The following is a 21821-nucleotide window of genomic DNA, read 5'->3' as shown; positions in this document are numbered from 1 at the left end:
ATTAACATAATGAAACAATTACTTTTATTTAGACGCATTCACTCTTATGTTTCTACGTTGTTAATAGTTATAGAGTAGCAAAATAAAAAAGAGCAGCGAAAGCTGCCCTTTTGATGCCTTTATTTTCCACCACCTAAGCACATGGGGCTGTCCGGCGCTTTTTGCATTTCTCGCCACTCATTTGGAGTGTAAGTATGAATGGCCAAGGCATGAATATGATTCGCTAATTCTTGTGCGAGCGCTTGGTTCACTCGTCGATGGCGAGCGATGAGCCTCAAGCCTTCAAAGGCTTCACTCACTACGATAACTTTAAAATGGCTTTCTGAGCCTGGCGCGACATTGTGCATGTAGCTTTCATTGATAACATCAAGGTGCTGAGGGGCTAACTCTTGATGGAGTTTAGTTTGAATCACTTCTTCTAGCATGTGCTTCACCACTCCCATGAATAGTATGACTGATTATTACTGATAGGCATATTGAGCATTGCCCTAATTATTATGTTTGCATCATAGTCTGAAGATACGTAAATCAAAAGGTTTTAGTTTTCACTTCACTCATCATCTGCGACAATTTCTCAAACTGTTAATACCGAACGTTCCATATATGAAAACTGAGCTTACCCTGCACGACAGAACCCTAACCCTATTTCGCTTCCCCAAGAGAAGTAATGAAACGCTGCAAGCTTGGGACGCCGGTGACGAATACTTAATCAATCATGTAGAAGAGATGGCATTGCCCGAGCAACAAAACATCTTGCTGCTCAATGATAATTTTGGTGCATTAAGTTGTTGGTTTTCACATCAACACCAAGTCACCATGCTTAGCGACTCCTTCATTGCACAAAAAGCCACATTACAAAATCTACAACGCAATCAGTGTAATAAAGTGGATTTTGTCACAAGTTTAGACTCGCTCCCGGTGAACATAGACCTTGTGCTAATGCAAATTCCACGTAATAACCGTTTTCTTACGTGGCAGTTGAACCAGTTACGTAAAGTACTACCGACTAACGTGCCCGTTATTGCCGTCAATAAAGCCAAAGAGATCCATTCATCGACACTTAAATTGTTTGAAAAGCATCTTGGTGAAACATCGACCTCACTAGCATGGAAAAAACATCGTTTAGTGTTTAGTTACGCCAACTCTGCACAAATATCAGAGGTTGAACCATTCACTACTTGGCAAGTTGATGAACATCCAATTCAGTTGAAAAACTTACCAAACGTTTACTCTGGCGAGACGTTGGATCAAGGCGCTCGATTTATCCTAAAACGTCTGCCACAGCGAGCAGAGGCATTTAAGGCGATTGATTTAGGTTGTGGTAATGGCGTGCTATCGGTCAAATTGGCGCAGCTAAACCCACAAATATCACTGACCAGTGTCGATGAAAGCCACATGGCCGTGGCATCTGCAAAACAAAACTTGCTCGATAATGTAGGTCAAGATGTCGATTTTCACTGCGTCGCTAACAATTGCTTAGATGGTTTCGCTGCAAACGAGACGGACTTGGTGGTTTGTAATCCTCCATTCCACCAGCAGCAAGCCATCACAGATCATATCGCATGGCAGATGTTCTGTGATGCAAAGCATGTTCTTAGCACTGGTGGACAATTATTAGTTATCGGTAACCGTCACCTCGGCTACGATGTGAAGTTAGCAAGACTTTTTGGGAAGTCACAGGTGAAGGTTGTTGATGCAAATAAGAAATTTGTTATTTTACAAGCCACTAAATAGTCCACTATTATCCAATTAGATTTTGACTTCTCAGCATTAATAGAAAAGGAAATGACAATGAGAAAACTGGTTCTAGCCGCGTCAATGGCACTACTTACTGCTTGTTCTGCGCCTCAGCAAGAACAACTCAATTTCATGCCACGCGCTGAGCTGAGTAACAGTAATATCGTTAACGGCAGTACATTTTCCCTAACGAGTAAAGATGTTCGCTCTGCACAATACGTTGCATTGGTTGATACTGGCCGCGCAAATATCGAACCTATCCACTCTAAACAGAATGTTCGCATTGCTTTAGAGAACGCGCTACTGGAACAGTTCCAATCACAAGGTTTCCGCAGCGCACTAAACAGCGAAAACACCATTGATGTTGAAGTTCAAGAAGCACTAGTATCCGTAAAGCATTCAGTTATGGAAAACCAAATGGATGCCAAACTAGTCATTGAAATTACAGCGGAAACACCAAAAGGTAAGCTAGTTAAGACTTACACAGGTACAGCGCAACGTAATGGCGCACTAAGCGCGTCAAACGAAGAGATCGAGCTAGTACTGAACGATGTGGCAAACCTTGTGCTTCGTGAAGTTGCCTCTGACCGTGAACTACAAAGCTACATGCAGGAGCGCTTCTAATGTGGAAGTACCTTGTCGCAAGCTTTGCACTATTTAGTCAACTCGCTTTCGCGGGGCCAAAAGTGGAAGTTGAAACCAATATCGGTAATTTCACTATCGAACTCAATGAAGAGAAAGCGCCTGTATCTGTCGCTAACTTCATCAAATACGTTGAAGATGGCAGCTATGTCGGCACTCAATTCCACCGCGTAATTCCTGGCTTTATGGCCCAAGGCGGTGGTTTTGACAAAGACATGAATCGTGCAAAGACGAACGCGCCTATTAAAAATGAAGCTCACAACGGCTTAAAAAATGATACGGCAACTATCGCAATGGCTCGTACTAACGATCCAAACTCTGCGACTCGTCAGTTCTTCATTAACCTAGTTGATAATGATTTTTTAAACTACGACTCACGTCCACCAGGTTATGCGGTATTTGGTAAAGTCACTCAAGGTTTCGAAGTGGTACAAGAGATGGCTCGCAAACCAACTCATACCGTTGGTCGTTACCGTGACGTTCCCGTCGAAGCTATTATCATCACTAAAGCAACTCTCATTAAGTAAGTTGAATGTGATTGCGTGAATTGGGCTCTTACTTTTAAGTGAGAGCCTTTTATTTTCAACCTAACTTATCTACCTTAAGCCTCTCAAACCTATCAATTCAAGGGAACACAATGGCCAACGCTTCCATGTCATGGTACGACACATTCCGCAGCTACCTCGACCGACGCCTTATGTGGGTGTTTATGCTGGGCTGCTCAAGTGGTTTTCCTTGGGTTTTGATTGGCTCGAACATGTCTGGCTGGCTTAAAGATGCCGGCTTAACTCGTACCGCCATTGGCTACTTTGGTAGTGTATTTGCTGTTTATGCGATTAACTTCCTTTGGGCACCTTTGGTTGACCGCGTAAAACTGCCTTTTCTACATTCAGCATTAGGACAACGCCGCAGCTGGATCTTTTTCTGTCAATCAATTGTGTTGGTGTGTACGTTGCTCATTGCTGGAGTTGACCCAGCAAACAACTTAATGCTCACGTCTATGCTCGCATTGTGTATAGCGATCTCTTCCGCTACGCAAGATATCGCTATCGACGCTTACCGGATTGACACTTTCCCTAAATCTGAAGCATCAAAGCTACCACAAGCCTCAGCAATGGCCGTGATTGGTTGGTGGACAGGTTACTCGGTACCGGGCTATTTAGCGTTCATCAACGCCGATCAAATTGGCTGGAATGGCGTTTATTATGGGATGGCAGCGATTGTCGGTGTGCTGTTGATGTTTACGCTTATCACCCGCGAGCCCACTACCAAGCGAGAACAGCTACAAACTGAAGCTGAAAAACGTCATAGCGAATATGTCGGCAACCCAATCTTCGCGTGGCTGAGTGTGACGGTATTAGAGCCATTCATCGACTTCTTCCGTCGTAATGGGTTCCGTGTGGCGATTACCTTGTTGATGTTTGTATTTCTCTTCAAAATTGGAGAAGCTTTTCTTGGTCGCATGTCGATTACCTTCTACAAAGAGATCGGCTTTTCAAACGAACAAATTGGCTATTATTCCAAATTGATTGGCTGGGGCTTAACCATCCTCTTTACCCTGCTAGGCAGTATGGTTAATGTGAAATTTGGTATTGTTCGCGGCTTAATGATTGGTGGTACAGCGATGGCGGCGAGTAATTTAATGTTCGCTTGGATGGCGAATGTAGGACCAAATGAAAACCTGTTTCTTGCTACCTTAGTTGTCGATAACTTTACTTCTGCTTTCTCTACCGTCGCCTTTGTTTCATTCTTAACGGTAGTAACGGGACAAGCGTTCTCCGCGACTCAATATGCACTGCTTGCATCACTCGGTAACTTAGGTAGGACGACGCTTGCTTCTTTCAGTGGCGGTTTGGTTGACTTGCTCAATGATTGGTCGCTGTTCTTTATACTGACAGCATTGATGGTCATCCCGAGTCTGATCATGCTTTACTCTCTACGTCACTACTTTAATGACATATTAGAAAAAGCACGTAATAGAAAAGATTAACCGTAAAAAGGGTCGCAAAAGCGACCCTTTCGTTTATTTGGAGAACATGGCTTTAAGGATACATCCCTTTGCCAAACATATTAAACAGTCTCGCTACGCCTTGGGTGAACAGCATTGGTTCAGTTAAAACTGTTAGACATAGACAATCGTCCATACTGGTCTGCGGGCTATGCTTGTCAGAGGCATCTTTCACCACAAAATCGCCTTGGTGGTACTCGCCTTCTTCATCACTAAAATTACCATGAAGAACTAAGGTTGTTTCAAGCCCTTTGTGAGTGTGTTGAGGAATAGAAACGTCTTCAGCAATATAAAGTAGATTCACCTTCGCCTCTTCGCCTAAATCGATATTAGCGCTAAACACTTTTCCGCCGTAACTGCGCCAATCACCAATCTGGGAAGCGATACGGCTCATCGACCGTGGAAGCTGAAATGTCCTGCCATTGACTTCAACCGATGCTGACTTAGGCTCTTTAACAGTGATGTCCTGCTGAGGATCAAGAGCAACAATCTGATCGAACATATCGCCAAAATCAAAATCTTGCTCAACGATTTGGTTTTGCAAATCAAGCCCTGCCAAACGCTCTAGATGCATCACATGTTCACGACTAGAACTGGACAACTCCAAATGCGCGGCAATGGCGAAACTGTTTGCTGCATCGAGCTCACCCGCAACGTAAGCTTGCAGCATTTCTTGCTTTGGTTGGTAACTCATAATTGCTCCGCTTCGATAGTGTGTCTTAAACGTTCAACAGCCAGTCTCAAGCGAGACTTCACCGTGCCTAGTGGAATATCAAACATGTCTGCTACCTGTTGATGTGGCAACTCTTCTAAGTAGACTGCTTGCACCACTTTCTTTTGAGCATCAGGCAAAATGTCTAAAAACTTTACGACCTGCTCTTTGAGCATCTCATGCTCGGGCGCGTAATGATCAACTAAGTCGGGAGGCAAAAAATCGCTCGGCCAAATATCCTCCGAGAGTAAATATGCGTCTCTACCTTTCTGTTTTCTCAGAAGATCAAAACAAAGGTTTCTGGCTATTGTATAGATCCACGTAGACAGAGAACTTTTCGCTCCATTAAATAACGCGCTTTTTTGCCACACCGTGGCTAAAGTGTCTTGCACGATCTCCAACGCTACTTGCTCATTCCCAACATGCTTTAAAGCAAATTGCTTTAAACGAGGAGAAAAGTGACTAAATACTAACGCAAAGGCCTGTCGGTCTTGTGCTTTCACCTTGTCCATACATCGCGACCAGTCTTCTCGGCCAAATGTACTGGTTTGTTGAAACGTCATTTTGAACATCCTTGCAGATCCGATAACTCATTCGTACGAAAGTTGTCATCAATCGATCACTCTGGTTCTATCGCTGTGGTTAAAAATCTCAGCGCCTCTTGGCAGTCACTCTGCCTTGCCAAATAGTCGAACTGTTGCTTGGGCAAAGGTAATAGCTCAAGCCATCGCTGAGAAACCCAACTAGCATCCTCAAAAAAGCATTGGTCATAAAGCGTCTTTATTTGAGGAAACTTTATATACACTCTCTGTAATTGTAGTGCGAGATATTGCTGCTCAGAGGATAAATCTTGCATTTGCCAACTTGGGAGCCAAGCGATTTGGGCGATACGTAAACCATCGTACTCAATTCGAACTGATTGAACACTGAATCGCTTTTCACCGACCACGGTAATCCCGAGCAAACCATCTTCTAACGTTTCAAAATCGACGATTCTAACTTGAGAACCAATCCGAGATAATCCGCTGGCACCCGACTGCTTTTGCTTTTCGAGCAAACAGATACCAAAAGTACCATCTTGCTTGAGCGCTTGTGTCACCAATCGCTTATAGCGAGGTTCGAAAATCCTCAGCCTCATTTTGCCTTCAGGAAGCACCACGGAACTGAGAGGAAATAGCATAATGTCGTCCATGTTTGACTCCCGTAATTGCTGTTTCCTTTCTTTACGAAACCAATCCTCTCTACGATCATTCACTTTTTGTGTTGATTAGGAGATCGACATAAAAAAACACGCAAGCGCTTGCGTAATCGATTTCTGTTTCATTTTTCGTGCAAATTGGTGAAACAGATATTCTTAGTAAGTATTTTGTCATTAAGTGTGACCCGCATCTCTAAATAATATGAACTTTTCATAACACGACACTTTTATTTGCGAAATATATCGATATTACTCCGATCAGAAACAAGCACGACCTAGCAAGTGCAAACAGTAAATAAACAACCTTTTTCATACCAACTAGAGAGTTCCACTTATGCGTAAATCACTTTTAGCTCTTGGTGTTGTAGCTGCAATGTCTGCACCTGCGATGGCTGCTGACTATACAGATGGCGATACTCACAAAAATGACTACAAATGGTTCCAATTTAACATCATGGGTGCATTTGATGAGCTTCCTGGCGAATCATCTCACGACTACATTGAAATGGAATTTGGCGGTCGTTCGGGTATTTTTGATCTTTACGGCTACATCGATTTCTTCAACGTATTAAACAGCGATGGTAGTGATAAGAGCGGTTCTGACCGTATCTTCGCAAAAATTAACCCTCGCATGTCTCTAGATGGCCTAACGGGTAAAGACCTATCGTTCGGTCCAGTTCAAGAACTGTACTTTGCAAACCAAATCGTGATCAACGGTGGTGGTGAGTACACTTACTTAGACAGCAACGGCCAGCCGATGGTTGATGGCGACGGTAATATCCGTAAAGCAGACAAGCCAACATACAACATCTACACTGGTATTGGTTCAGATGTAATGGTTCCATGGTTCGGTAAAGTTGGTGTTAATGCGTATGCAAAATATGACATGAACGCTAAAGACTTTAATGGTTACCAAGTATCATTAAACTGGTTTAAGCCTTTCTACTTCTTTGAAAACGGTTCGTTCATCACATACCAAGGTTACCTAGATTACGAATTTGGTATCGAGAAGACTGACATTGCAGGTACTCCACTGAACTCTTCAAACGGCGGTGCAATGTACAACGGTATTTACTGGCACAATGACCAATTTGCTCTTGGTTACGGTCTGAAACTTTACAGCGATGTATACGGCCTAGCTGATGGTGGTATTGCTGGCAAGACTTCTGGCGTAGCGCACTACATCGCAGCAACTTACAAGTTCTAATAGACTTGACAGTTCCCCCTAAAATGGCACCGAAAGGTGCCATTTTTATTTGCTTTCCTCTGGTATGACATTATCCTCTTGGCATTCGTCTCAATTTGATTTCATACCATGAATTTTGCCATCGTTGGCCCTGGTGCAATTGGTTCACTTTGGGCAACTCATCTTTACCAAGCGGGCCACAAAGTAAACTTGTGGAGTCGTCAAACCGATAATCAGCTCACTATTCAGTGCGACAGCAATCCACCCGTAACATTGCCAAATAATCATTGCCAATCCCTCAATGATAGCGATGTAGTTTTAGTGACTTTAAAAGCGCCATTTGTCGTTTCTGCTCTACAAGGTTTAGTCGAACACATCCATTCCGATGCCATTATCGTTCTAATGCACAATGGCATGGGCACCGCAGACCAAGTATCAGCATTACTGCCTAACAACCCGTTACTGCTTGCGACAACCACTCATGGAGCGTATCGGCCAACCCCGCAACAAGTGCTCCATACAGGTGAAGGCAACACACAAATTGGCGCAGCGAACTCATTGGGTCAACAATGTGAGTTTATCGTTGATGTACTCAACAATGCGCTGGCAACGGTCGAATGGCATAGCAATATCCAACAAGCATTGTGGAACAAACTCGCTATCAACTGCGCGATTAACCCTCTTACAGCCATCAACAACATCAATAATGGCGAGTTAGCTCAACCGACATATAAACATGAACTGCAAAACATCATTGCTGAAGTGGTTGAGGTAATGAAAGCTGAAGCCATAGAAGTAAACAAACAGACACTAACCAACACTGTCCAACATGTTATTGAAGCCACTAGCGCTAACTACTCTTCCATGCAGCAGGACATTGCGCATCAGAGAATGAGTGAGATAGATTTCATTACTGGATACTTAATTGCTAGAGCACAGCATCATCAAATTGATGTTTCCTTTAATCAATCGCTCTACAATTCAATTAAACAAATCGAACAAAGCTGGTAACCCTTATGAGTAAAAAAGTACTAATCCCTATCGCGACGGGTAGCGAAGAAATGGAAGCTGTCACCATCATCGATATGATGGTTCGTGCAGGATACGAAGCCGTGGTTGCTAGCGCTGACTTCTCTGGCCAATTAACCATGAAAGCCTCTCGAGGTGTAACCCTTACCGCTGATTGCCGTTTGGTTGATGTTGCCGATGATGAGTTTGATGCGGTTATTCTTCCAGGTGGCGTTGGCGGTTCTGAAGTCTTTCGTGATAGCACAGTACTGATTGAGATCCTTCGCCAGCAAATGTATGAAGGTAAGCTGGTTGCCGCTATTTGCGCAGCACCTGCTTTGGTTCTTGCTCACCATAAACTTTATCCGAATGCGTTAATGACTTGCCATCCAAGTTTCCAAGATCACATTGCCGAACAAAACTGGCGTGTTAAGCGCGTTACTCTAGACGTAACTCATAACTTGATAACCAGCCAAGGCCCTGGCACAGCACTTGAGTTCGCGATGGAAATCATTATTCGCCTTTCAGGTAAAGAACACGCTTGGACTGTCGCAGAACCAATGGTCACCATCCCTACTTTGCAATATCACAAGATGGGTGAAGCCTAATGTTGGATATCGCAGGTATTCGCGCGCAATTTCCAGCACTGCAGCAAAGCGTGAACAATCAGCCTTTGATTTATTTAGATAGCGCTGCAACCACACAAAAGCCACAAGTGGTGATCGATGCGATCAGCCAATATTACAGTGCCCAAAATGCCAATGTTCATCGTGGTAGCCATAGCTTAACCGCTCATGCCACCAGCCAGTTCGAAGCAGCTCGCTCGGATATAGCTAAGTTTATTAACGCTGCAAGCGATAAAGAGATCATTTGGACTCGTGGCGCTACCGAAGCTATAAATCTGATTGCTCAAACCTACGCTCGAAAAACACTACAAGCGGGCGATGAAATTTTAATTGGTGAGATGGAACATCACGCCAATATCGTACCTTGGCAGATCGTCGCAGAGCAGACCGGTGCTAAAGTGGTGAAAATCCCGATGACGGCTGATTGCCAGTTAGATATGGACGCTTTTCGCCAGCTATGTACCGAGCGTTGTAAGATTGTCGCGCTTGCTCATACCACTAATGTCACTGGCACCCGCCAACCAATTGAGCAAGCCATCGAAATAGCCCATGCTCAGCAGGCGGTCGTCATCATCGATGCTGCGCAAGGCATCGTGCATGAAGCTATCGACGTGCAAACGCTTAATGCTGACTTCTTGGTATTTTCCGGCCATAAAATTTTCGCTCCAGCGGGCATTGGCGTACTGTATGGCAAGCTAGCCCTCCTAGAAGCTATGCCTCCATGGCACGGCGGCGGGAAAATGGTTGAAAAGGTCTCCTTCTCAGGCACAACCTATAGTGAACTACCGGGTAAATTTGAAGCGGGTACACCAAATGTTGCTGGTGCAATCGCACTTGCTAAGGCAATAGAGTGGTATCAAGCATTTGAGCAGCAGCAAATCGAAAGCCATATTCACAATCTAGTGACCCAAACCTATCAAGCACTAAGCCAATATCCTGAGATTAAAGTAGTCGGCTACCAACCTCATGCTTCGGTACTGTCATTTACCGTTGATGGTGTTCATCATCAAGATGTCGCAACCCTACTCGATCAACAGGGAATCGCTGTACGAGCTGGCCATCATTGCGCTCACCCACTAATGGATGCCCTTAATATCAAAGGCACGATTCGCATCTCTTACGCTATCTATAATAATCAGCAAGATGTTGAGCGAGTTATCTCTGCGATAGAGAAAGCCCTAGATATGCTTTAGATTAAGGCCTTTAAAGCTTCAGATACAAAAAGAGCCTCACAAGTGAGGCTCTTTTATTTTAACGAGAGTTATCGAGGACAAATCTCAGACTCAGGGAAGAAGAAAGCAATTTCACGTTCCGCCGATGCAGGGCTGTCTGAGCCATGCACTGAGTTATGACGCATGCTTAATGCGTAGTCAGAACGAATCGTACCGCATGCCGCTTCTTCTGGGTTAGTCTTACCCATCAGTTCACGGTAGCGACAAATCGCATCTTCACCTTCCAACACTTGCACCATGATCGGACCAGAAGTCATAAACTCCTTGAGTGATGGGAAGAACTCTTTACCTTCATGTTCAGCGTAAAAGCCACTCGCTTGTTCATCGGTTAGATGAACCATTTTAGCCGCCACTACACTCAAACCTGCTTTTTCAATGCGATTGTATATTTCACCAATCAAGTTACGCTTTACCGCGTCAGGCTTAACAATGGAAAATGTTCTCTCTAGAGCCATAAGGTTTCCTTCTACTTCTCTTAATATTTATCTTAATTGCAGTCTAAACGCTGCTCATTCTGTTGTTCTGTTTATTGCGTCAAAATGCGAGCTAGGGTACGTACGCCCATACCAGTCGCACCTGCTGCCCATTTGTCTGATGGTGACTTACGGTAAGTACCAGCGCAGTCAAAGTGCAACCAACCTTTCTTGTAATCTTCAACGAAGTAAGAAAGGAATGCAGCTGCCGTACTTGCGCCAGGAGAGTAATCACCGCTGCCGATGTTAGACAGATCAGCAAAGTTCGATGGCAACATACCACGATGGAAATCGGCTAATGGTAGTGGCCATAAACCTTCTTTCTCTTCACGAGCAGAAGTCAGCGCTTGATGAGATAGCTCTTCATCAAAGCTCATTAATGCATGGTAATCGTTACCTAGTGCGTTTTTCGCCGCACCGGTTAGTGTCGCACAGTCAATGATAAGCTCAGGCTTTTGCTCACTTGCGTAGATAAGACCATCCGCCAGTACCAAACGGCCTTCAGCGTCAGTATTCATGATTTCAACTGTCTTACCATTTTTGTAAGTGATGATGTCGCCAAGCTTCAGCGCTCGACCAGAAATCATGTTCTCTGCACAGCAAAGGATTAGCTTAACACGCTTATTAAGGCCACGAAGAATTGCCAGACCTAGGCCACCAGTAATCGTACCTGCGCCGCCCATATCTGCTTTCATCGCAGTCATGAAGTTTGATGGTTTTAGACTGTAACCGCCAGAGTCAAAAGTGATACCTTTACCCACTAGACACGCATAAACCGGTGCATTTTCATCACCAGTAGGGTTAAAGTCTAATTGCAGCATTGCAGAAGTGCGTTCAGAGCCACGGCCTACCGCGTAGATACCTTCCCAACCTTCGGTTAGCAAATCTTTGTCTTTAACGATCTTAGCCGTCACAGTACCTTGAGGCGCAACAGACTTAATAAACTCAGCGGCCATTGTCGCCAATTGGCGCGGTGCGACTTCTTCAGCGGTTTTGTTGATGATATCGCGCGTGAAATCCGTTGCTTTAATGCGAGCTTCCAGTTCTGTTTGCGCAGCTTCTTCTAGCGCTACCCACTCAAGTTGGTTTTGCTTTTTAGGGCCGCGGTAGCCTTGGTGGAAAGCCCAAACACTTTCTAGATCCCAGCTGTCACCTTGTAATGAGATTTGCGTAATACCTTGCGCATCTAGCTTTCGAGCAGCTCGCTGAATAGCACCAAGATCGTGACCTTCACCTAGGTGAATCGTCGCGCCTTGCTCAGCAAATGAAAGAATCGCTTTGTCACCCCATTGAGGAGCCGCTGCATCTTGGCTTAAAAATACCGACATCTGTGTAGACATGGTTTCTCCTTGTCTGAATCATGGCGCTGCCTACGCCTTTTGTTTTATATACTCAAGTAATCTTTAAAATGCGATTTTAGAAGTATTTCGACCACTTAAGCATATTGCTTGATGTTAGCATTTTGTCAGTGAAAAATGTCAATTGGATAAAAAAACGGGCCGCTTGGCCCGTTAGTTTTACTAAATTTTGTTAACTGCGTAGAATTTGTCTCAGCAGATTAATCTGCCTCATCCATCCACATTAGGATCACCGCTTCTAAGATCTTCTCATTAGAGCGATTTGGTTCATCATCAAAGTCTTCTAACTCTAAGATCCATTGATGCAAATCGGTAAAACGTACCGTCTTAGGATCAACATCAGGAAACTTATCACACAGTTCAATCGCAATATCGCGCGAATCCGTCCATTTCATTGCTCACTCCCTTTATTTGAATTGTTTAGTGGTCTTCAGATGCGTGGTTAAGCGTATACTTCGGAATCTCTACAACCAAATCTTCATCCGCGACTAATGCTTGGCAACCTAAACGTGATTCAGGCTCTAGACCCCATGCTTTATCTAGCATGTCATCTTCTAGCTCATCGCTCTCTTCAAGCGAGTCGAAGCCTTCACGAATTACGATGTGACATGTCGTACATGCACAAGATTTTTCACACGCATGCTCAATCCCAATACCATTTTTAAGCGCCACATCTAATACGCTTTCACCTGTTGCGGCTTCAAGCACTGCGCCTTCTGGGCACAGCTCATCGTGTGGCAATACAATAACTTTAGGCATAGCTTCCAACTCTTAAATATTATCTACAGATTGACCAGCAAGTGCTGCTCGAATTGATTTATCCATACGGCGTGACGCGAAATCTTGGCTCGCTTTGTCCGTCTGTTTAATGCCGACTTCAATCGCATCAGCATCGTCGCCATTACGCAGCTCAATCAGAGCTTCGATTGCGGCTAGTAAATCTTGTTTTTCTTGCTCTGATAGCAGCTCATCGCCATCGGCTTGCATCGCTGCAATTAAGCCTTCAATCACACGATCCGCTTCAACTCGTTGCTCTGCGAGTGCGCGCGAGTGCATGTCTTCTTTAGCATAGGTCATCGAGTCACGTAGCATGTTTGCTACTTCATCATCGCTTAGGCCGTAAGAAGGCTTAACTTGAATCTCTGATTGTACGCCGGTGCTCTTTTCCATTGCGGTTACAGATAGTAGACCATCGGCATCCACTTGGTATGTGACGCGAATATGCGCCGCACCTGCAGCCATCGGCGGAATCCCTTTCAAAGAGAATCGTGCCAATGAGCGACAGTCATCCACCATTTCACGCTCACCTTGAACAGTGTGAACCGTCATTGCTGTTTGACCATCTTTGAAAGTTGTAAACTCTTGTGCACGTGCCACCGGAATAGTCGTGTTACGAGGAATGATTTTCTCAACCAAACCGCCCATGGTTTCAATGCCAAGTGACAGTGGAATCACATCGAGAAGCAGCATTTCAGAGTCTGGTTTGTTACCCGCTAGAATATCCGCTTGAATACCTGCGCCAATCGCCACAACTTCATCTGGGTTAATGCTCGTTAACGGCGTACGACCAAAGAAATCACCAACCATTTCACGAACCAAAAGTGTGCGAGTTGAACCACCAACCATCACCACTTCATTCACTTCGTCTAACTCAACGTCCGCATCTTTCAAAGCACGGCGACAAGACATCAGGGTTTTCTTCACCAACGGGCGAATCAACTCTTCAAACTCTTCGCGAGTCACTTCACCTTGCCAACCCAGAACGTCAACAGAAACAGAGTCTTGTTCTGAGAACGCGATTTTCGTCTGTGAAGCGGTATTAAGAAGGATACGTTGCTGCTCTGCACTGAGTGCTTGCTCGATACCCGCTTTAGCTTGAACATGATCAGCCAATAGATGGTCGAAATCATCGCCGCCTAGAGCAGAATCACCGCCAGTGGCTAATACTTCAAACACCCCTTTTGAAAGACGAAGAATAGAGATATCAAACGTACCACCACCAAGGTCATACACCGCGATAACACCTTCTTGACCAGAGTCTAGGCCGTAAGCAATAGCTGCTGCTGTTGGTTCGTTTAGTAAACGTAATACATGCAGACCCGCTAACTTAGCGGCATCTTTTGTGCCAGCACGCTGCGCATCATCAAAGTAGGCAGGAACGGTTATAACGACACCTGCAAGTTCACCACCAAGTGTTTGTTCTGCTCGCTGACCTAAGGCTTTTAGAATATCAGCCGACACTTCGATTGGGTTTTTATCACCACTCGCGGTTTGCAAAATAGGCAGCCCGTTATCGCTCTCTTTCAATGCATAAGGCAGTGATGGGTAACGCTGTTGGATGTCTTTTAACGAGCGACCAATAAGACGCTTAACCGAAATAATTGTGTTAGTCGGATCCGTTTCTGAATGCGCTTGAGCCGTATAACCGACATCAATAGAATCCGCTGCATAATGGACAACGGAAGGAAGAATACTACGACCTTGCTGATCAGCTAACGTGGTTGCGTTACCACTGCGAACGGAAGCAACTAACGAGTTAGTTGTTCCTAAATCGATACCTGCGGCAAGTTTATGCTCATGAGGTGCCGAGCTTTGGCCCGGTTCTGCAATTTGGAGTAATGCCATTGTTAATCCTTGCTCTGGAATTAACCGAGTAGCTTATCTTCGACTAGCTCGATTTCATTTTTTAGTTTGGCAATAAATTTTAGTTTACGAACGCTGTCTGCCGCTTCCAACCACAGAGCATCGTTAAGTTGTTGTTCTACTGTTTGTAGTTGCTGCTTGTACATGCGTGATACTTTGCCATCAAAGTCAAATAAAGCAGCTTCAGGCTCGCCTTTCGATGGGATCTCTTCGAGTTCTTCTCGCAATTCCATTTGTTCCATTAAGAACATCGGATCTTGCATTGTTTGTTGTTCACCACGGATCTCTACTTGATTCTCTGCAAGTAGGTATTCAGCGCGAGAAATAGGGTTCTTTAAAACTTGGTGCGCGTCATTGATCTGAGCGGCTTTCTGTACCGCCATGAGGCGATCTCGCTCAGATGCCGTAGCAAAATTATCGGGATGAAAACGCTTTTGCAGTTCACGGAACTGAGAAGAAAGAAGGCTACCATCCAGCTTAAACTGAGTTGGTAGCCCAAATAATTCAAAGTGGTTCATGATTATTCTGGTCCTTGGTCATCTCTCCTACCAAGAGTCAGCAGGAGAGCAATCGTTAGACGTTGAAGCTCTCACCACAACCACATTCACTTTTCGCATTTGGGTTGTTGAACTCAAAACCTTCGTTCAAGCCTTCTTTAACGTAATCTAGCTCGGTGCCATCTAAGTAAACAAGACTCTTCTTATCGATGATGATCTTCACACCGGAATGATCAAACACTTCGTCTTCTTCATTTAGATCGTCTACAAATTCAAGCACATAAGCCATACCGGAACAGCCTGTTGTCTTAACTCCAAGACGTAGTCCGATGCCCTTCCCTCGATTTGCTAGGAAAGCACTGACGCGACTTGCTGCTGCTTCTGTTAATGTGATGGCCATACTGCACCCTGATAGTTCTGGTTATGAATGAAATGGGAGCACTTCGCTCCCATTAATGACAAAGAGAGTTTACTGATGTTTCTTCTTGTAGTCAGCAACTGCTGCTTTAATTGCATCTTCAGCAAGAATTGAACAGTGAACTTTCACTGGTGGAAGCTCTAACTCTTCTGCAATTTCAGCATTTTTGATTGCTGCTGCTTCTTCAATGCTCTTACCTTTAACCCACTCAGTTACAAGCGAGCTAGAAGCGATTGCACTGCCACAGCCGTATGTTTTGAACTTCGCATCTTCAATAATACCTTCTGGTGTTACCTTAATTTGAAGTTTCATTACGTCACCACAAGCTGGAGCGCCAACCATGCCGCTACCTACTGCTGGATCTTCTTTGTCGAATGAACCTACGTTACGTGGGTTCTCATAATGATCGATTACTTTTTCACTGTATGCCATTGTCTTTACCTCGAATCCTCTACCTACACATCATTAGAGTGATCTAGGGTTTAGTGGTGTGCCCACTCAACCGTACTTAGATCAACTCCTTCCTTGTACATATCCCATAGAGGAGACATGTCACGCAGTTTAGTTACTGCTGTACGAATTTGTTCTACTGCGTAATCCACTTCTTCTTCTGTCGTGAAACGACCGAATGAGAAACGAACTGAGCTATGCGCTAACTCATCATCTAGACCTAATGCACGAAGTACATACGAAGGCTCTAGACTTGCAGAAGTACATGCACTACCTGAAGAAACCGCTAAGTCTTTCAAAGACATTAGTAATGATTCACCTTCAACGAATGCAAAACTGATATTAAGGTTGTGAGGTACACGTTGGTCAAAATCACCGTTTACCGTTACTGCTTCAAGGTCTTTTACACCTTCAAACAGACGGTTACGAAGTGCTAGCGCATGGTCAAAGTCTTTTTGCATATCTTGTTTTGCGATTGCAAATGCTTCACCCATACCCACGATTTGGTGAGTTGCTAGTGTGCCAGAGCGGAAACCACGCTCATGACCACCACCGTGCATTTGAGCCTCAAGACGAATACGAGGCTTACGACGAACATACAGAGCACCGATACCTTTCGGGCCGTATACTTTGTGTGCTGAAAGCGAAATTAGATCCACTTTCATTTCTTGAACGTCTAGCGGGATCTTACCTGCTGATTGCGCTGCATCGACATGGAACACAATCTTACGAGAGCGGCAAAGCTCGCCAATCTCAGTGATATCTTGAATAACGCCAATTTCATTATTCACGTGCATGATAGAGACAAGTACTGTGTCATCACGCATCGCCGCTTCAAGCTTATTTAGATCAATAAGGCCGTTAGATTCCGGCTCAAGGTAAGTTACCTCATAACCTTCACGTTCCAACTGACGGCATGGATCTAGCACAGCTTTGTGTTCTGTTTTGCAAGTAATTACGTGCTTACCCTTCTTCGCATAGAAGTGTGCCGCACCTTTAATTGCTAAGTTATCTGATTCAGTTGCACCAGATGTAAACACAATTTCTCTTGGGTCAGCGTTTAACAGATCCGCGATTTGCTCACGAGCATTATCTACTGCTTCTTCGGCTTGCCAACCGTAACGGTGTGAACGGGACGCTGGGTTACCAAACGTTCCATCCATCGTCATGTACTGAACCATCTTTTCAGCAACTCGCGGATCAACCGGACAAGTTGCCGAGTAATCAAGATAAATCGGCAGTTTCATTCTCTACTCCAATGTAACATTGCTGACCGCTTAAGAGCGGACGTCTAAACCCACAACCGCTTTATTTGTATGATTTGCGAGGCCATGGTTAACCGCAAGATCGATGTCTTGTCGGTCTGAAATTTCTAATACTTCGTTATCTTTCATCAACTCGCCAAGAGTGATGTTGTTGAGAAAGTCGCTAATGCGTGAGCTCAAATCACGCCATAAGGTGTGCGTTAAACAACGCGTGCCACCTTGACAGTCACCTTTCCCATTGCACTTAGTCGCATCTACGGACTCATCAACGGCCGCGATCACTGTTCCTATTGCAATTGTGTGTGCATCAGCACCTAAGCGGTAACCGCCACCTGGGCCACGAACACTAGCAACTAACCCTGCTTTACGTAACTTAGAAAACAACTGTTCTAAATACGAAAGTGAGATTCCTTGTCGCTCTGAAATGTCGGCTAGCGGTACAGGATTCTGCTGAGAGTGTAAAGCCACATCTAGCATAGCTGTAACTGCATATCTTCCTTTAGATGTAAGTCTCATATAACACCATATCCACATCATTTATGTGGTATGAAGTTTTTCATACCTGACTAAAATGGTCAAGTATTTATTTGACTAAATTAGTCAGGTATTAAGTCACTGACTAAAATCGTAATTATCGACTACCAATCTTCTTTTCAATAGCAGTTAATACGCCTCTCAACGTATTGATCTCTTGCAGCTCTGGTCGTGCTCGACTAAATAGGCGGCGCATCTTGTTCATGACTTTTCCAGGCTGCTCCTGAGAAATAAACTGGGTATCAACCATCACTTTTTCAAGGTGATCAAAGAACATTTCTAGTTCTTTATGTCTAGGATACTCAACTGGTTTCTGCTCTGGGTGCAGTGCTTTTTCTTGCTCTAAATGCGCAACACGGATTTCATAACTGATAGTTTGTACGGCCATCGCTAAGTTTAGAGAGCTATACTCTGGGTTAGCAGGAATACAAACATGATAATGGCACGTTTGTAGCTCTTCATTGGTCAACCCAGTACGCTCACGACCAAATACAATCGCAACCTTACTTGTTAAACCTTCTTGAGCACACTTTTCGCCACACTCTCTAGGCTCTAACATAGGCCACTCTAGTGTACGAGAGCGAGCACTCGAGCCAACGACTAAAGAACAATCCTCTACCGCTTCTTCTAACGTACTTACAACCTGAGCATTCTGCGCGATATCCGCAGCGCCAGCTGCTAAGGCAATGGATTGACCGTCAACTTCACATTGCGGATCAACTAGCACCATATTTGTAAAGCCCATCACTTTCATAGCACGAGCTGCAGAGCCAATATTTCCTGAATGCGATGTTCCAACCAGAACCACTTTTACGTTGTTAAGCATGTAATAAACCTGTAGCAAAATAGAGCTGCGAGATATTAACACATAGAAAATAGAAATGGTGTTTGCCTTTACGTTAAAGCCGTTAATAGTGCAATAATTAGCCACTTCCATTTGCCATTTATTCTGTTATACTCGCGCTCGTTTTTCTGTTCTTTAACATCCGTTGGGAAATTAGTATGCATCCAATGCTTAATATCGCTATTCGTGCTGCACGAAAAGCTGGCAACCATATTGCTAAATCTTTAGAAAATGCTGAGAAGATCGAATCTACTCAGAAAGGCGTAAACGACTTTGTTACAAACGTAGACAAAGAAGCGGAAGCTATCATCATCGATACAATCAAAGCGTCTTACCCAGAGCACTGTATCGTTGCTGAAGAAAATGGCGTTATCGAAGGTAAAGATAAAGAAGTACAATGGATCATCGACCCACTGGATGGCACTACCAACTTCGTTAAAGGTCTACCACACTTCTCAGTTTCAATCGCTGTTCGCTTCCGTGGCAAAACAGAGGTTGCGTGTGTTTACGATCCAATGCTAAACGAACTATTCACAGCACAACGCGGCGCTGGCGCTCAGCTAAACAACGCTCGTATTCGCGTTAAGCAACTTAAAGACCTTCAAGGTACTGTTCTAGCGACAGGTTTCCCATTCAAGCAGAAGCAACACTCTGAATCTTACTTCAAGATCATGTCTTCTCTATTCGTAGACTGCTCTGACTTCCGTCGTACTGGCTCTGCTGCTCTAGATCTATGTTACCTAGCAGCTGGCCGCGTTGACGGTTACTTCGAGCTTGGCCTTAAGCCATGGGATATCGCAGCAGGTGAACTTATCGCTCGTGAAGCAGGCGCTATCGTAACTGACTTTGCTGGCGGTACTGAGTACATGAAGTCTGGCAACGTTGTAGCTTCAAGCGCTCGCGGTGTTAAAGGTCTTCTTAAGCACATCCGTGAAAACGGTAACGAAGCTATCCTAAAATAATAAGCTCCGTCACAGCTGAATATACAAAGCCCCGCTCAATGAGCGGGGCTTTTTTTGTTGTATCGAGTAAACATTACACAGCTCTACTCGACTGCTTCTCCATACTCGCTAGGCAAAATTGGTGATATAAATCAGTGGTTAGTGTATAAGTTATGAACAATTTATAATTCCCCGCTGACCCGATGAAGAAAACAGTTCCTCTTTTATGCTCACTCAGCCTATTGTTGGTTGGCTGCGATATGACTCCAGATAGTGTCCCGTTATCTGACAAAGACTATTGTGATGCTATCCCACAACATCAAGTGAAACCCTTATCTCTGTTTCTAGAACCATACCAATCACATCTTAGTGATCAAACAGGCATCTATGTGCTAGAGCAAGGAGCTGAAGCGATGATGTCTAGAGCTTGGCTAACAGAAAGAGCTGAGCACACTATTGATATTCAATATTTTATATTCTCAGTTGATAATATCGGGCTTATTGCCACAGACTATCTTGTCCACGCAGCGGAGCGAGGTGTAAAGGTTCGGGTTTTAATAGACGACATTATGCTAGATGCGAAAGGTGATGAGCTTTTGATGCTATCAGCACATGAAAACATCGAGATAAAAATCTACAACCCCAATGTAAACATTGGTAAGAACATAATAAATAAGTTTGGGGTGGTGCTGACTGACTTCCATGGCTTGAACCAAAGAATGCACAACAAAGTCTTTCTAGTGGATGGAAAAGTCGCGATTACCGGCGGTAGAAATGTCGCCGATGAATACTTCGGGTTTGACCACGAATATAACTTCAGAGATAGAGATGTATTCTTAGCAGGAAAAGTCGTGACTGATGTTGAGCATTCTTTTGAACAGTACTGGAACAGTGACCTAAGCGTCGACGTAGACAGACTAATTGATAGTAATCCCTACCCTAAAAATCCAGACTTTTCTCGATTGCATTCCTATGCGTGCAACCCAGAAAACTTTCATCCTGAGATACGTGCAGAAATCCAAAAAGTTCCCGATACTTTCAATCATTTGATAGCCGAAGGGCGCTTCCAGTTCATTGAACAAGTGGAGTATATTTCAGACCACCCTGGTAAAAATGATCAGAGTTCATTCTTGGGTGGAGGTAGTGTTACTCAAAAGAAACTGGCCGATCTCGCTGAAAAAGCAGAAAGAAGTATTTTAATTCAGACTCCCTACTTAGTGACGACAAAAGCAGATCGTCAGTTCCTTAAGCGTCTCGTAGATAAAGGAATTAACGTAAAAATCCTCACTAATAGCCTTGCCTCCAACGATAACCTTGAAGCATTTAGTGGCTATCAGCGAAATCGCTCCGCATTATTGGATACAGGAGTCGAAATTTATGAGTTCAAACCCGATGCAAAGATAAGACAGCGAGTGATGACAGAACACATGTTCAAACGTTTACCTACAACTCCAATATTCGGTTTACACGCTAAAACGATGTCGATAGACAATAAAATATCTGTCATCGGTACCTACAATTTTGACCCTCGAAGTGCCAACTTAAACACAGAAAGTTTTGCCATTATACACTCGCCGAAAATTACCGAGATTCTAAATACCTCGTTGAACATCGAGATGGCACCAGAGAACGCATGGCGTATCAGTGAAGACTTTAATCCCGATAGCGAGGTTAGCTTGCTAAAGCAAATTAAAGTAAAGATGCGAAGAATAGTACCTAAGAATATTCTTTAGATCATGACTGAAAAATGAAGGCAGCGATGATCAGAGAGATCCAAGCGCGTTGCTTTCTTTCGTTAAAAATGGCGAGTACTTAGTACTCGCCATTTGTTTGTCGATGCAGGTGGAAGATTCGACCGGGCTTGCGTACAAGCTCCCAACACTTGCTTTGTAAAAGCAACAGATGCAAAAAAGCCTCAGCATTACTGCTGAGGCTTAGTATATGGCAGGGGTGGAGAGATTCGAACTCCCAACACGCGGATTTGGAATCCGCTGCTCTGCCAATTGGAGCTACACCCCTGTTGTTCGTGTTTAATGAGACGACTCTCGG

Annotated in this window: 25 protein-coding genes and 1 tRNA gene; 10 read left to right on the top strand and 16 right to left on the bottom strand. The window is 44.2% G+C overall.

The window, feature by feature from the left end; all coding sequences use genetic code 11:
* Positions 1-119 precede the first annotated feature (119 nt).
* Entirely contained in the window at positions 120-425 is a 306-nt protein-coding gene (locus OH461_RS00130; RefSeq protein WP_270018658.1) for a BolA family protein, read from the bottom strand.
* A 178-nt stretch (positions 426-603) separates the two neighbouring features.
* Between OH461_RS00130 and OH461_RS00125 the strand changes: the two genes are divergently transcribed.
* The 4 genes from OH461_RS00125 (at position 604) to OH461_RS00110 (ending at position 4369) form a co-directional block, all read left to right on the top strand.
* Positions 604-1734 (top strand): methyltransferase, encoded by a 1131-nt coding sequence (locus OH461_RS00125; protein ID WP_270018657.1) that lies wholly within the window; start codon positions 604-606, stop codon positions 1732-1734.
* Positions 1735-1791: 57 nt separating this feature from the next.
* Entirely contained in the window at positions 1792-2361 is a 570-nt protein-coding gene (locus OH461_RS00120) for a YajG family lipoprotein (RefSeq protein ID WP_270018656.1), read from the top strand.
* The gene (locus tag OH461_RS00115) at positions 2361-2906 is read left to right on the top strand and encodes a peptidylprolyl isomerase (RefSeq protein ID WP_270018655.1); all 546 of its coding nucleotides are present in this window, start codon (positions 2361-2363) and stop codon (positions 2904-2906) included. The genes OH461_RS00120 and OH461_RS00115 overlap by 1 nt, the downstream gene beginning before the upstream one ends.
* Before the next feature lie 110 nt (positions 2907-3016).
* Positions 3017-4369: an AmpG family muropeptide MFS transporter gene (locus OH461_RS00110; protein WP_270018654.1), complete on the top strand. Its 1353-nt coding sequence runs from the start codon at positions 3017-3019 to the stop codon at positions 4367-4369.
* A gap of 52 nt (positions 4370-4421) precedes the next feature.
* Here the strand turns inward: OH461_RS00110 and OH461_RS00105 are convergent, their stop codons facing one another.
* The 3 genes from OH461_RS00105 to OH461_RS00095 are packed head-to-tail and all read right to left on the bottom strand — an operon-like array spanning position 4422 to position 6291.
* Positions 4422-5081 carry a ChrR family anti-sigma-E factor gene (locus OH461_RS00105; protein ID WP_270018653.1) on the bottom strand — a complete coding sequence of 220 codons (660 nt, stop codon included), beginning with the start codon at positions 5079-5081 and terminating at the stop codon, positions 4422-4424.
* Complete coding sequence (locus OH461_RS00100; protein ID WP_270018652.1) at positions 5078-5662, bottom strand: RNA polymerase sigma factor; 585 nt, start codon at positions 5660-5662, stop codon at positions 5078-5080. Before OH461_RS00100 ends, OH461_RS00105 begins: the two co-directional genes overlap by 4 nt.
* Positions 5663-5718: 56 nt before the next feature.
* On the bottom strand, positions 5719-6291 hold the full coding sequence (locus OH461_RS00095) for an LON peptidase substrate-binding domain-containing protein (RefSeq protein ID WP_270018651.1): 573 nt from the start codon (positions 6289-6291) through the stop codon (positions 5719-5721).
* Between the two features lie 340 nt (positions 6292-6631).
* Here OH461_RS00095 and OH461_RS00090 point away from each other — a divergent pair, with 340 nt between their 5' ends.
* From OH461_RS00090 to csdA, 4 genes are all read left to right on the top strand, one after another.
* Positions 6632-7504 carry a nucleoside-specific channel-forming Tsx family protein gene (locus tag OH461_RS00090; RefSeq protein WP_270018650.1) on the top strand — a complete coding sequence of 291 codons (873 nt, stop codon included), beginning with the start codon at positions 6632-6634 and terminating at the stop codon, positions 7502-7504.
* Between the two features lie 108 nt (positions 7505-7612).
* Positions 7613-8494: a 2-dehydropantoate 2-reductase gene (gene panE, locus OH461_RS00085; RefSeq protein WP_270018649.1), complete on the top strand. Its 882-nt coding sequence runs from the start codon at positions 7613-7615 to the stop codon at positions 8492-8494.
* Positions 8495-8499: 5 nt separating this feature from the next.
* On the top strand, positions 8500-9099 hold the full coding sequence (locus OH461_RS00080; RefSeq protein WP_270018648.1) for a DJ-1 family glyoxalase III: 600 nt from the start codon (positions 8500-8502) through the stop codon (positions 9097-9099).
* Positions 9099-10310 (top strand): cysteine desulfurase CsdA, encoded by a 1212-nt coding sequence (csdA, locus tag OH461_RS00075; RefSeq protein WP_270018647.1) that lies wholly within the window; start codon positions 9099-9101, stop codon positions 10308-10310. The genes OH461_RS00080 and csdA overlap by 1 nt, the downstream gene beginning before the upstream one ends.
* Positions 10311-10378: 68 nt before the next feature.
* Here csdA and ndk read toward each other — a convergent pair whose 3' ends face one another.
* From ndk to trmJ, 11 genes are all read right to left on the bottom strand, one after another.
* Positions 10379-10804, bottom strand: a complete 426-nt coding sequence (gene ndk / locus OH461_RS00070) for a nucleoside-diphosphate kinase (RefSeq protein ID WP_270018646.1) — start codon at positions 10802-10804, stop codon at positions 10379-10381.
* A 71-nt stretch (positions 10805-10875) separates the two neighbouring features.
* Entirely contained in the window at positions 10876-12162 is a 1287-nt protein-coding gene (gene pepB, locus OH461_RS00065) for an aminopeptidase PepB (RefSeq protein WP_270018645.1), read from the bottom strand.
* Positions 12163-12380: 218 nt separating this feature from the next.
* The gene (iscX, locus tag OH461_RS00060) at positions 12381-12575 is read right to left on the bottom strand and encodes a Fe-S cluster assembly protein IscX (protein WP_270018644.1); all 195 of its coding nucleotides are present in this window, start codon (positions 12573-12575) and stop codon (positions 12381-12383) included.
* A 25-nt stretch (positions 12576-12600) separates the two neighbouring features.
* Complete coding sequence (fdx, locus tag OH461_RS00055) at positions 12601-12939, bottom strand: ISC system 2Fe-2S type ferredoxin (protein WP_270018643.1); 339 nt, start codon at positions 12937-12939, stop codon at positions 12601-12603.
* Positions 12940-12951: 12 nt separating this feature from the next.
* Entirely contained in the window at positions 12952-14805 is a 1854-nt protein-coding gene (gene hscA / locus OH461_RS00050; protein WP_270018642.1) for a Fe-S protein assembly chaperone HscA, read from the bottom strand.
* A 20-nt stretch (positions 14806-14825) separates the two neighbouring features.
* Positions 14826-15341 (bottom strand): co-chaperone HscB, encoded by a 516-nt coding sequence (gene hscB / locus OH461_RS00045; protein ID WP_270018641.1) that lies wholly within the window; start codon positions 15339-15341, stop codon positions 14826-14828.
* A 55-nt stretch (positions 15342-15396) separates the two neighbouring features.
* Entirely contained in the window at positions 15397-15720 is a 324-nt protein-coding gene (gene iscA / locus OH461_RS00040) for an iron-sulfur cluster assembly protein IscA (protein ID WP_270018640.1), read from the bottom strand.
* Between the two features lie 69 nt (positions 15721-15789).
* Positions 15790-16170 carry a Fe-S cluster assembly scaffold IscU gene (gene iscU, locus OH461_RS00035; RefSeq protein WP_270018639.1) on the bottom strand — a complete coding sequence of 127 codons (381 nt, stop codon included), beginning with the start codon at positions 16168-16170 and terminating at the stop codon, positions 15790-15792.
* A 50-nt stretch (positions 16171-16220) separates the two neighbouring features.
* Positions 16221-17435, bottom strand: a complete 1215-nt coding sequence (locus OH461_RS00030) for an IscS subfamily cysteine desulfurase (RefSeq protein WP_270018638.1) — start codon at positions 17433-17435, stop codon at positions 16221-16223.
* A gap of 30 nt (positions 17436-17465) precedes the next feature.
* Positions 17466-17969: a Fe-S cluster assembly transcriptional regulator IscR gene (gene iscR, locus OH461_RS00025; RefSeq protein WP_270018637.1), complete on the bottom strand. Its 504-nt coding sequence runs from the start codon at positions 17967-17969 to the stop codon at positions 17466-17468.
* 115 nt (positions 17970-18084) lie between these two features.
* The gene (gene trmJ / locus OH461_RS00020) at positions 18085-18813 is read right to left on the bottom strand and encodes a tRNA (cytosine(32)/uridine(32)-2'-O)-methyltransferase TrmJ (protein WP_270018636.1); all 729 of its coding nucleotides are present in this window, start codon (positions 18811-18813) and stop codon (positions 18085-18087) included.
* Positions 18814-18989: 176 nt separating this feature from the next.
* Between trmJ and suhB the strand changes: the two genes are divergently transcribed.
* Both suhB and OH461_RS00010 read left to right on the top strand, forming a co-directional pair.
* The gene (suhB, locus tag OH461_RS00015; protein WP_270018635.1) at positions 18990-19793 is read left to right on the top strand and encodes an inositol-1-monophosphatase; all 804 of its coding nucleotides are present in this window, start codon (positions 18990-18992) and stop codon (positions 19791-19793) included.
* A 239-nt stretch (positions 19794-20032) separates the two neighbouring features.
* Complete coding sequence (locus OH461_RS00010; RefSeq protein ID WP_270018634.1) at positions 20033-21505, top strand: phospholipase D family protein; 1473 nt, start codon at positions 20033-20035, stop codon at positions 21503-21505.
* Between the two features lie 209 nt (positions 21506-21714).
* On the opposite strand, the gene OH461_RS00005 is transcribed toward OH461_RS00010, so the two are convergent.
* Positions 21715-21791 (bottom strand) — tRNA-Trp (locus tag OH461_RS00005).
* Between the last annotated feature and the right edge of the window lie 30 nt (positions 21792-21821).

The organism is Vibrio sp. LaRot3, assembly GCF_027587025.1.
Taxonomy (GTDB): domain Bacteria; phylum Pseudomonadota; class Gammaproteobacteria; order Enterobacterales; family Vibrionaceae; genus Vibrio.
The sequence above is the reverse complement of the archived record's forward strand: the minus strand, read 5'-3'. Positions and strand labels throughout refer to the sequence as shown.

Coding starts and splice junctions, on each gene's coding strand:
- iscA (WP_270018640.1), bottom strand. CDS start 15,720: ATGGCCATCACATTAACAGAAGCAGCAGCAAGTCGCGTCAGTGCTTTC.
- OH461_RS00080 (WP_270018648.1), top strand. CDS start 8,500: ATGAGTAAAAAAGTACTAATCCCTATCGCGACGGGTAGCGAAGAAATG.
- OH461_RS00100 (WP_270018652.1), bottom strand. CDS start 5,662: ATGACGTTTCAACAAACCAGTACATTTGGCCGAGAAGACTGGTCGCGA.
- OH461_RS00120 (WP_270018656.1), top strand. CDS start 1,792: ATGAGAAAACTGGTTCTAGCCGCGTCAATGGCACTACTTACTGCTTGT.
- hscB (WP_270018641.1), bottom strand. CDS start 15,341: ATGAACCACTTTGAATTATTTGGGCTACCAACTCAGTTTAAGCTGGAT.
- csdA (WP_270018647.1), top strand. CDS start 9,099: ATGTTGGATATCGCAGGTATTCGCGCGCAATTTCCAGCACTGCAGCAA.
- pepB (WP_270018645.1), bottom strand. CDS start 12,162: ATGTCTACACAGATGTCGGTATTTTTAAGCCAAGATGCAGCGGCTCCT.
- iscX (WP_270018644.1), bottom strand. CDS start 12,575: ATGAAATGGACGGATTCGCGCGATATTGCGATTGAACTGTGTGATAAG.
- fdx (WP_270018643.1), bottom strand. CDS start 12,939: ATGCCTAAAGTTATTGTATTGCCACACGATGAGCTGTGCCCAGAAGGC.
- iscU (WP_270018639.1), bottom strand. CDS start 16,170: ATGGCATACAGTGAAAAAGTAATCGATCATTATGAGAACCCACGTAAC.
- OH461_RS00010 (WP_270018634.1), top strand. CDS start 20,033: ATGACTCCAGATAGTGTCCCGTTATCTGACAAAGACTATTGTGATGCT.
- OH461_RS00130 (WP_270018658.1), bottom strand. CDS start 425: ATGCTAGAAGAAGTGATTCAAACTAAACTCCATCAAGAGTTAGCCCCT.
- OH461_RS00030 (WP_270018638.1), bottom strand. CDS start 17,435: ATGAAACTGCCGATTTATCTTGATTACTCGGCAACTTGTCCGGTTGAT.
- OH461_RS00110 (WP_270018654.1), top strand. CDS start 3,017: ATGGCCAACGCTTCCATGTCATGGTACGACACATTCCGCAGCTACCTC.
- OH461_RS00115 (WP_270018655.1), top strand. CDS start 2,361: ATGTGGAAGTACCTTGTCGCAAGCTTTGCACTATTTAGTCAACTCGCT.
- iscR (WP_270018637.1), bottom strand. CDS start 17,969: ATGAGACTTACATCTAAAGGAAGATATGCAGTTACAGCTATGCTAGAT.
- OH461_RS00105 (WP_270018653.1), bottom strand. CDS start 5,081: ATGAGTTACCAACCAAAGCAAGAAATGCTGCAAGCTTACGTTGCGGGT.
- OH461_RS00125 (WP_270018657.1), top strand. CDS start 604: ATGAAAACTGAGCTTACCCTGCACGACAGAACCCTAACCCTATTTCGC.
- OH461_RS00090 (WP_270018650.1), top strand. CDS start 6,632: ATGCGTAAATCACTTTTAGCTCTTGGTGTTGTAGCTGCAATGTCTGCA.
- hscA (WP_270018642.1), bottom strand. CDS start 14,805: ATGGCATTACTCCAAATTGCAGAACCGGGCCAAAGCTCGGCACCTCAT.
- OH461_RS00095 (WP_270018651.1), bottom strand. CDS start 6,291: ATGGACGACATTATGCTATTTCCTCTCAGTTCCGTGGTGCTTCCTGAA.
- panE (WP_270018649.1), top strand. CDS start 7,613: ATGAATTTTGCCATCGTTGGCCCTGGTGCAATTGGTTCACTTTGGGCA.
- ndk (WP_270018646.1), bottom strand. CDS start 10,804: ATGGCTCTAGAGAGAACATTTTCCATTGTTAAGCCTGACGCGGTAAAG.
- trmJ (WP_270018636.1), bottom strand. CDS start 18,813: ATGCTTAACAACGTAAAAGTGGTTCTGGTTGGAACATCGCATTCAGGA.
- suhB (WP_270018635.1), top strand. CDS start 18,990: ATGCATCCAATGCTTAATATCGCTATTCGTGCTGCACGAAAAGCTGGC.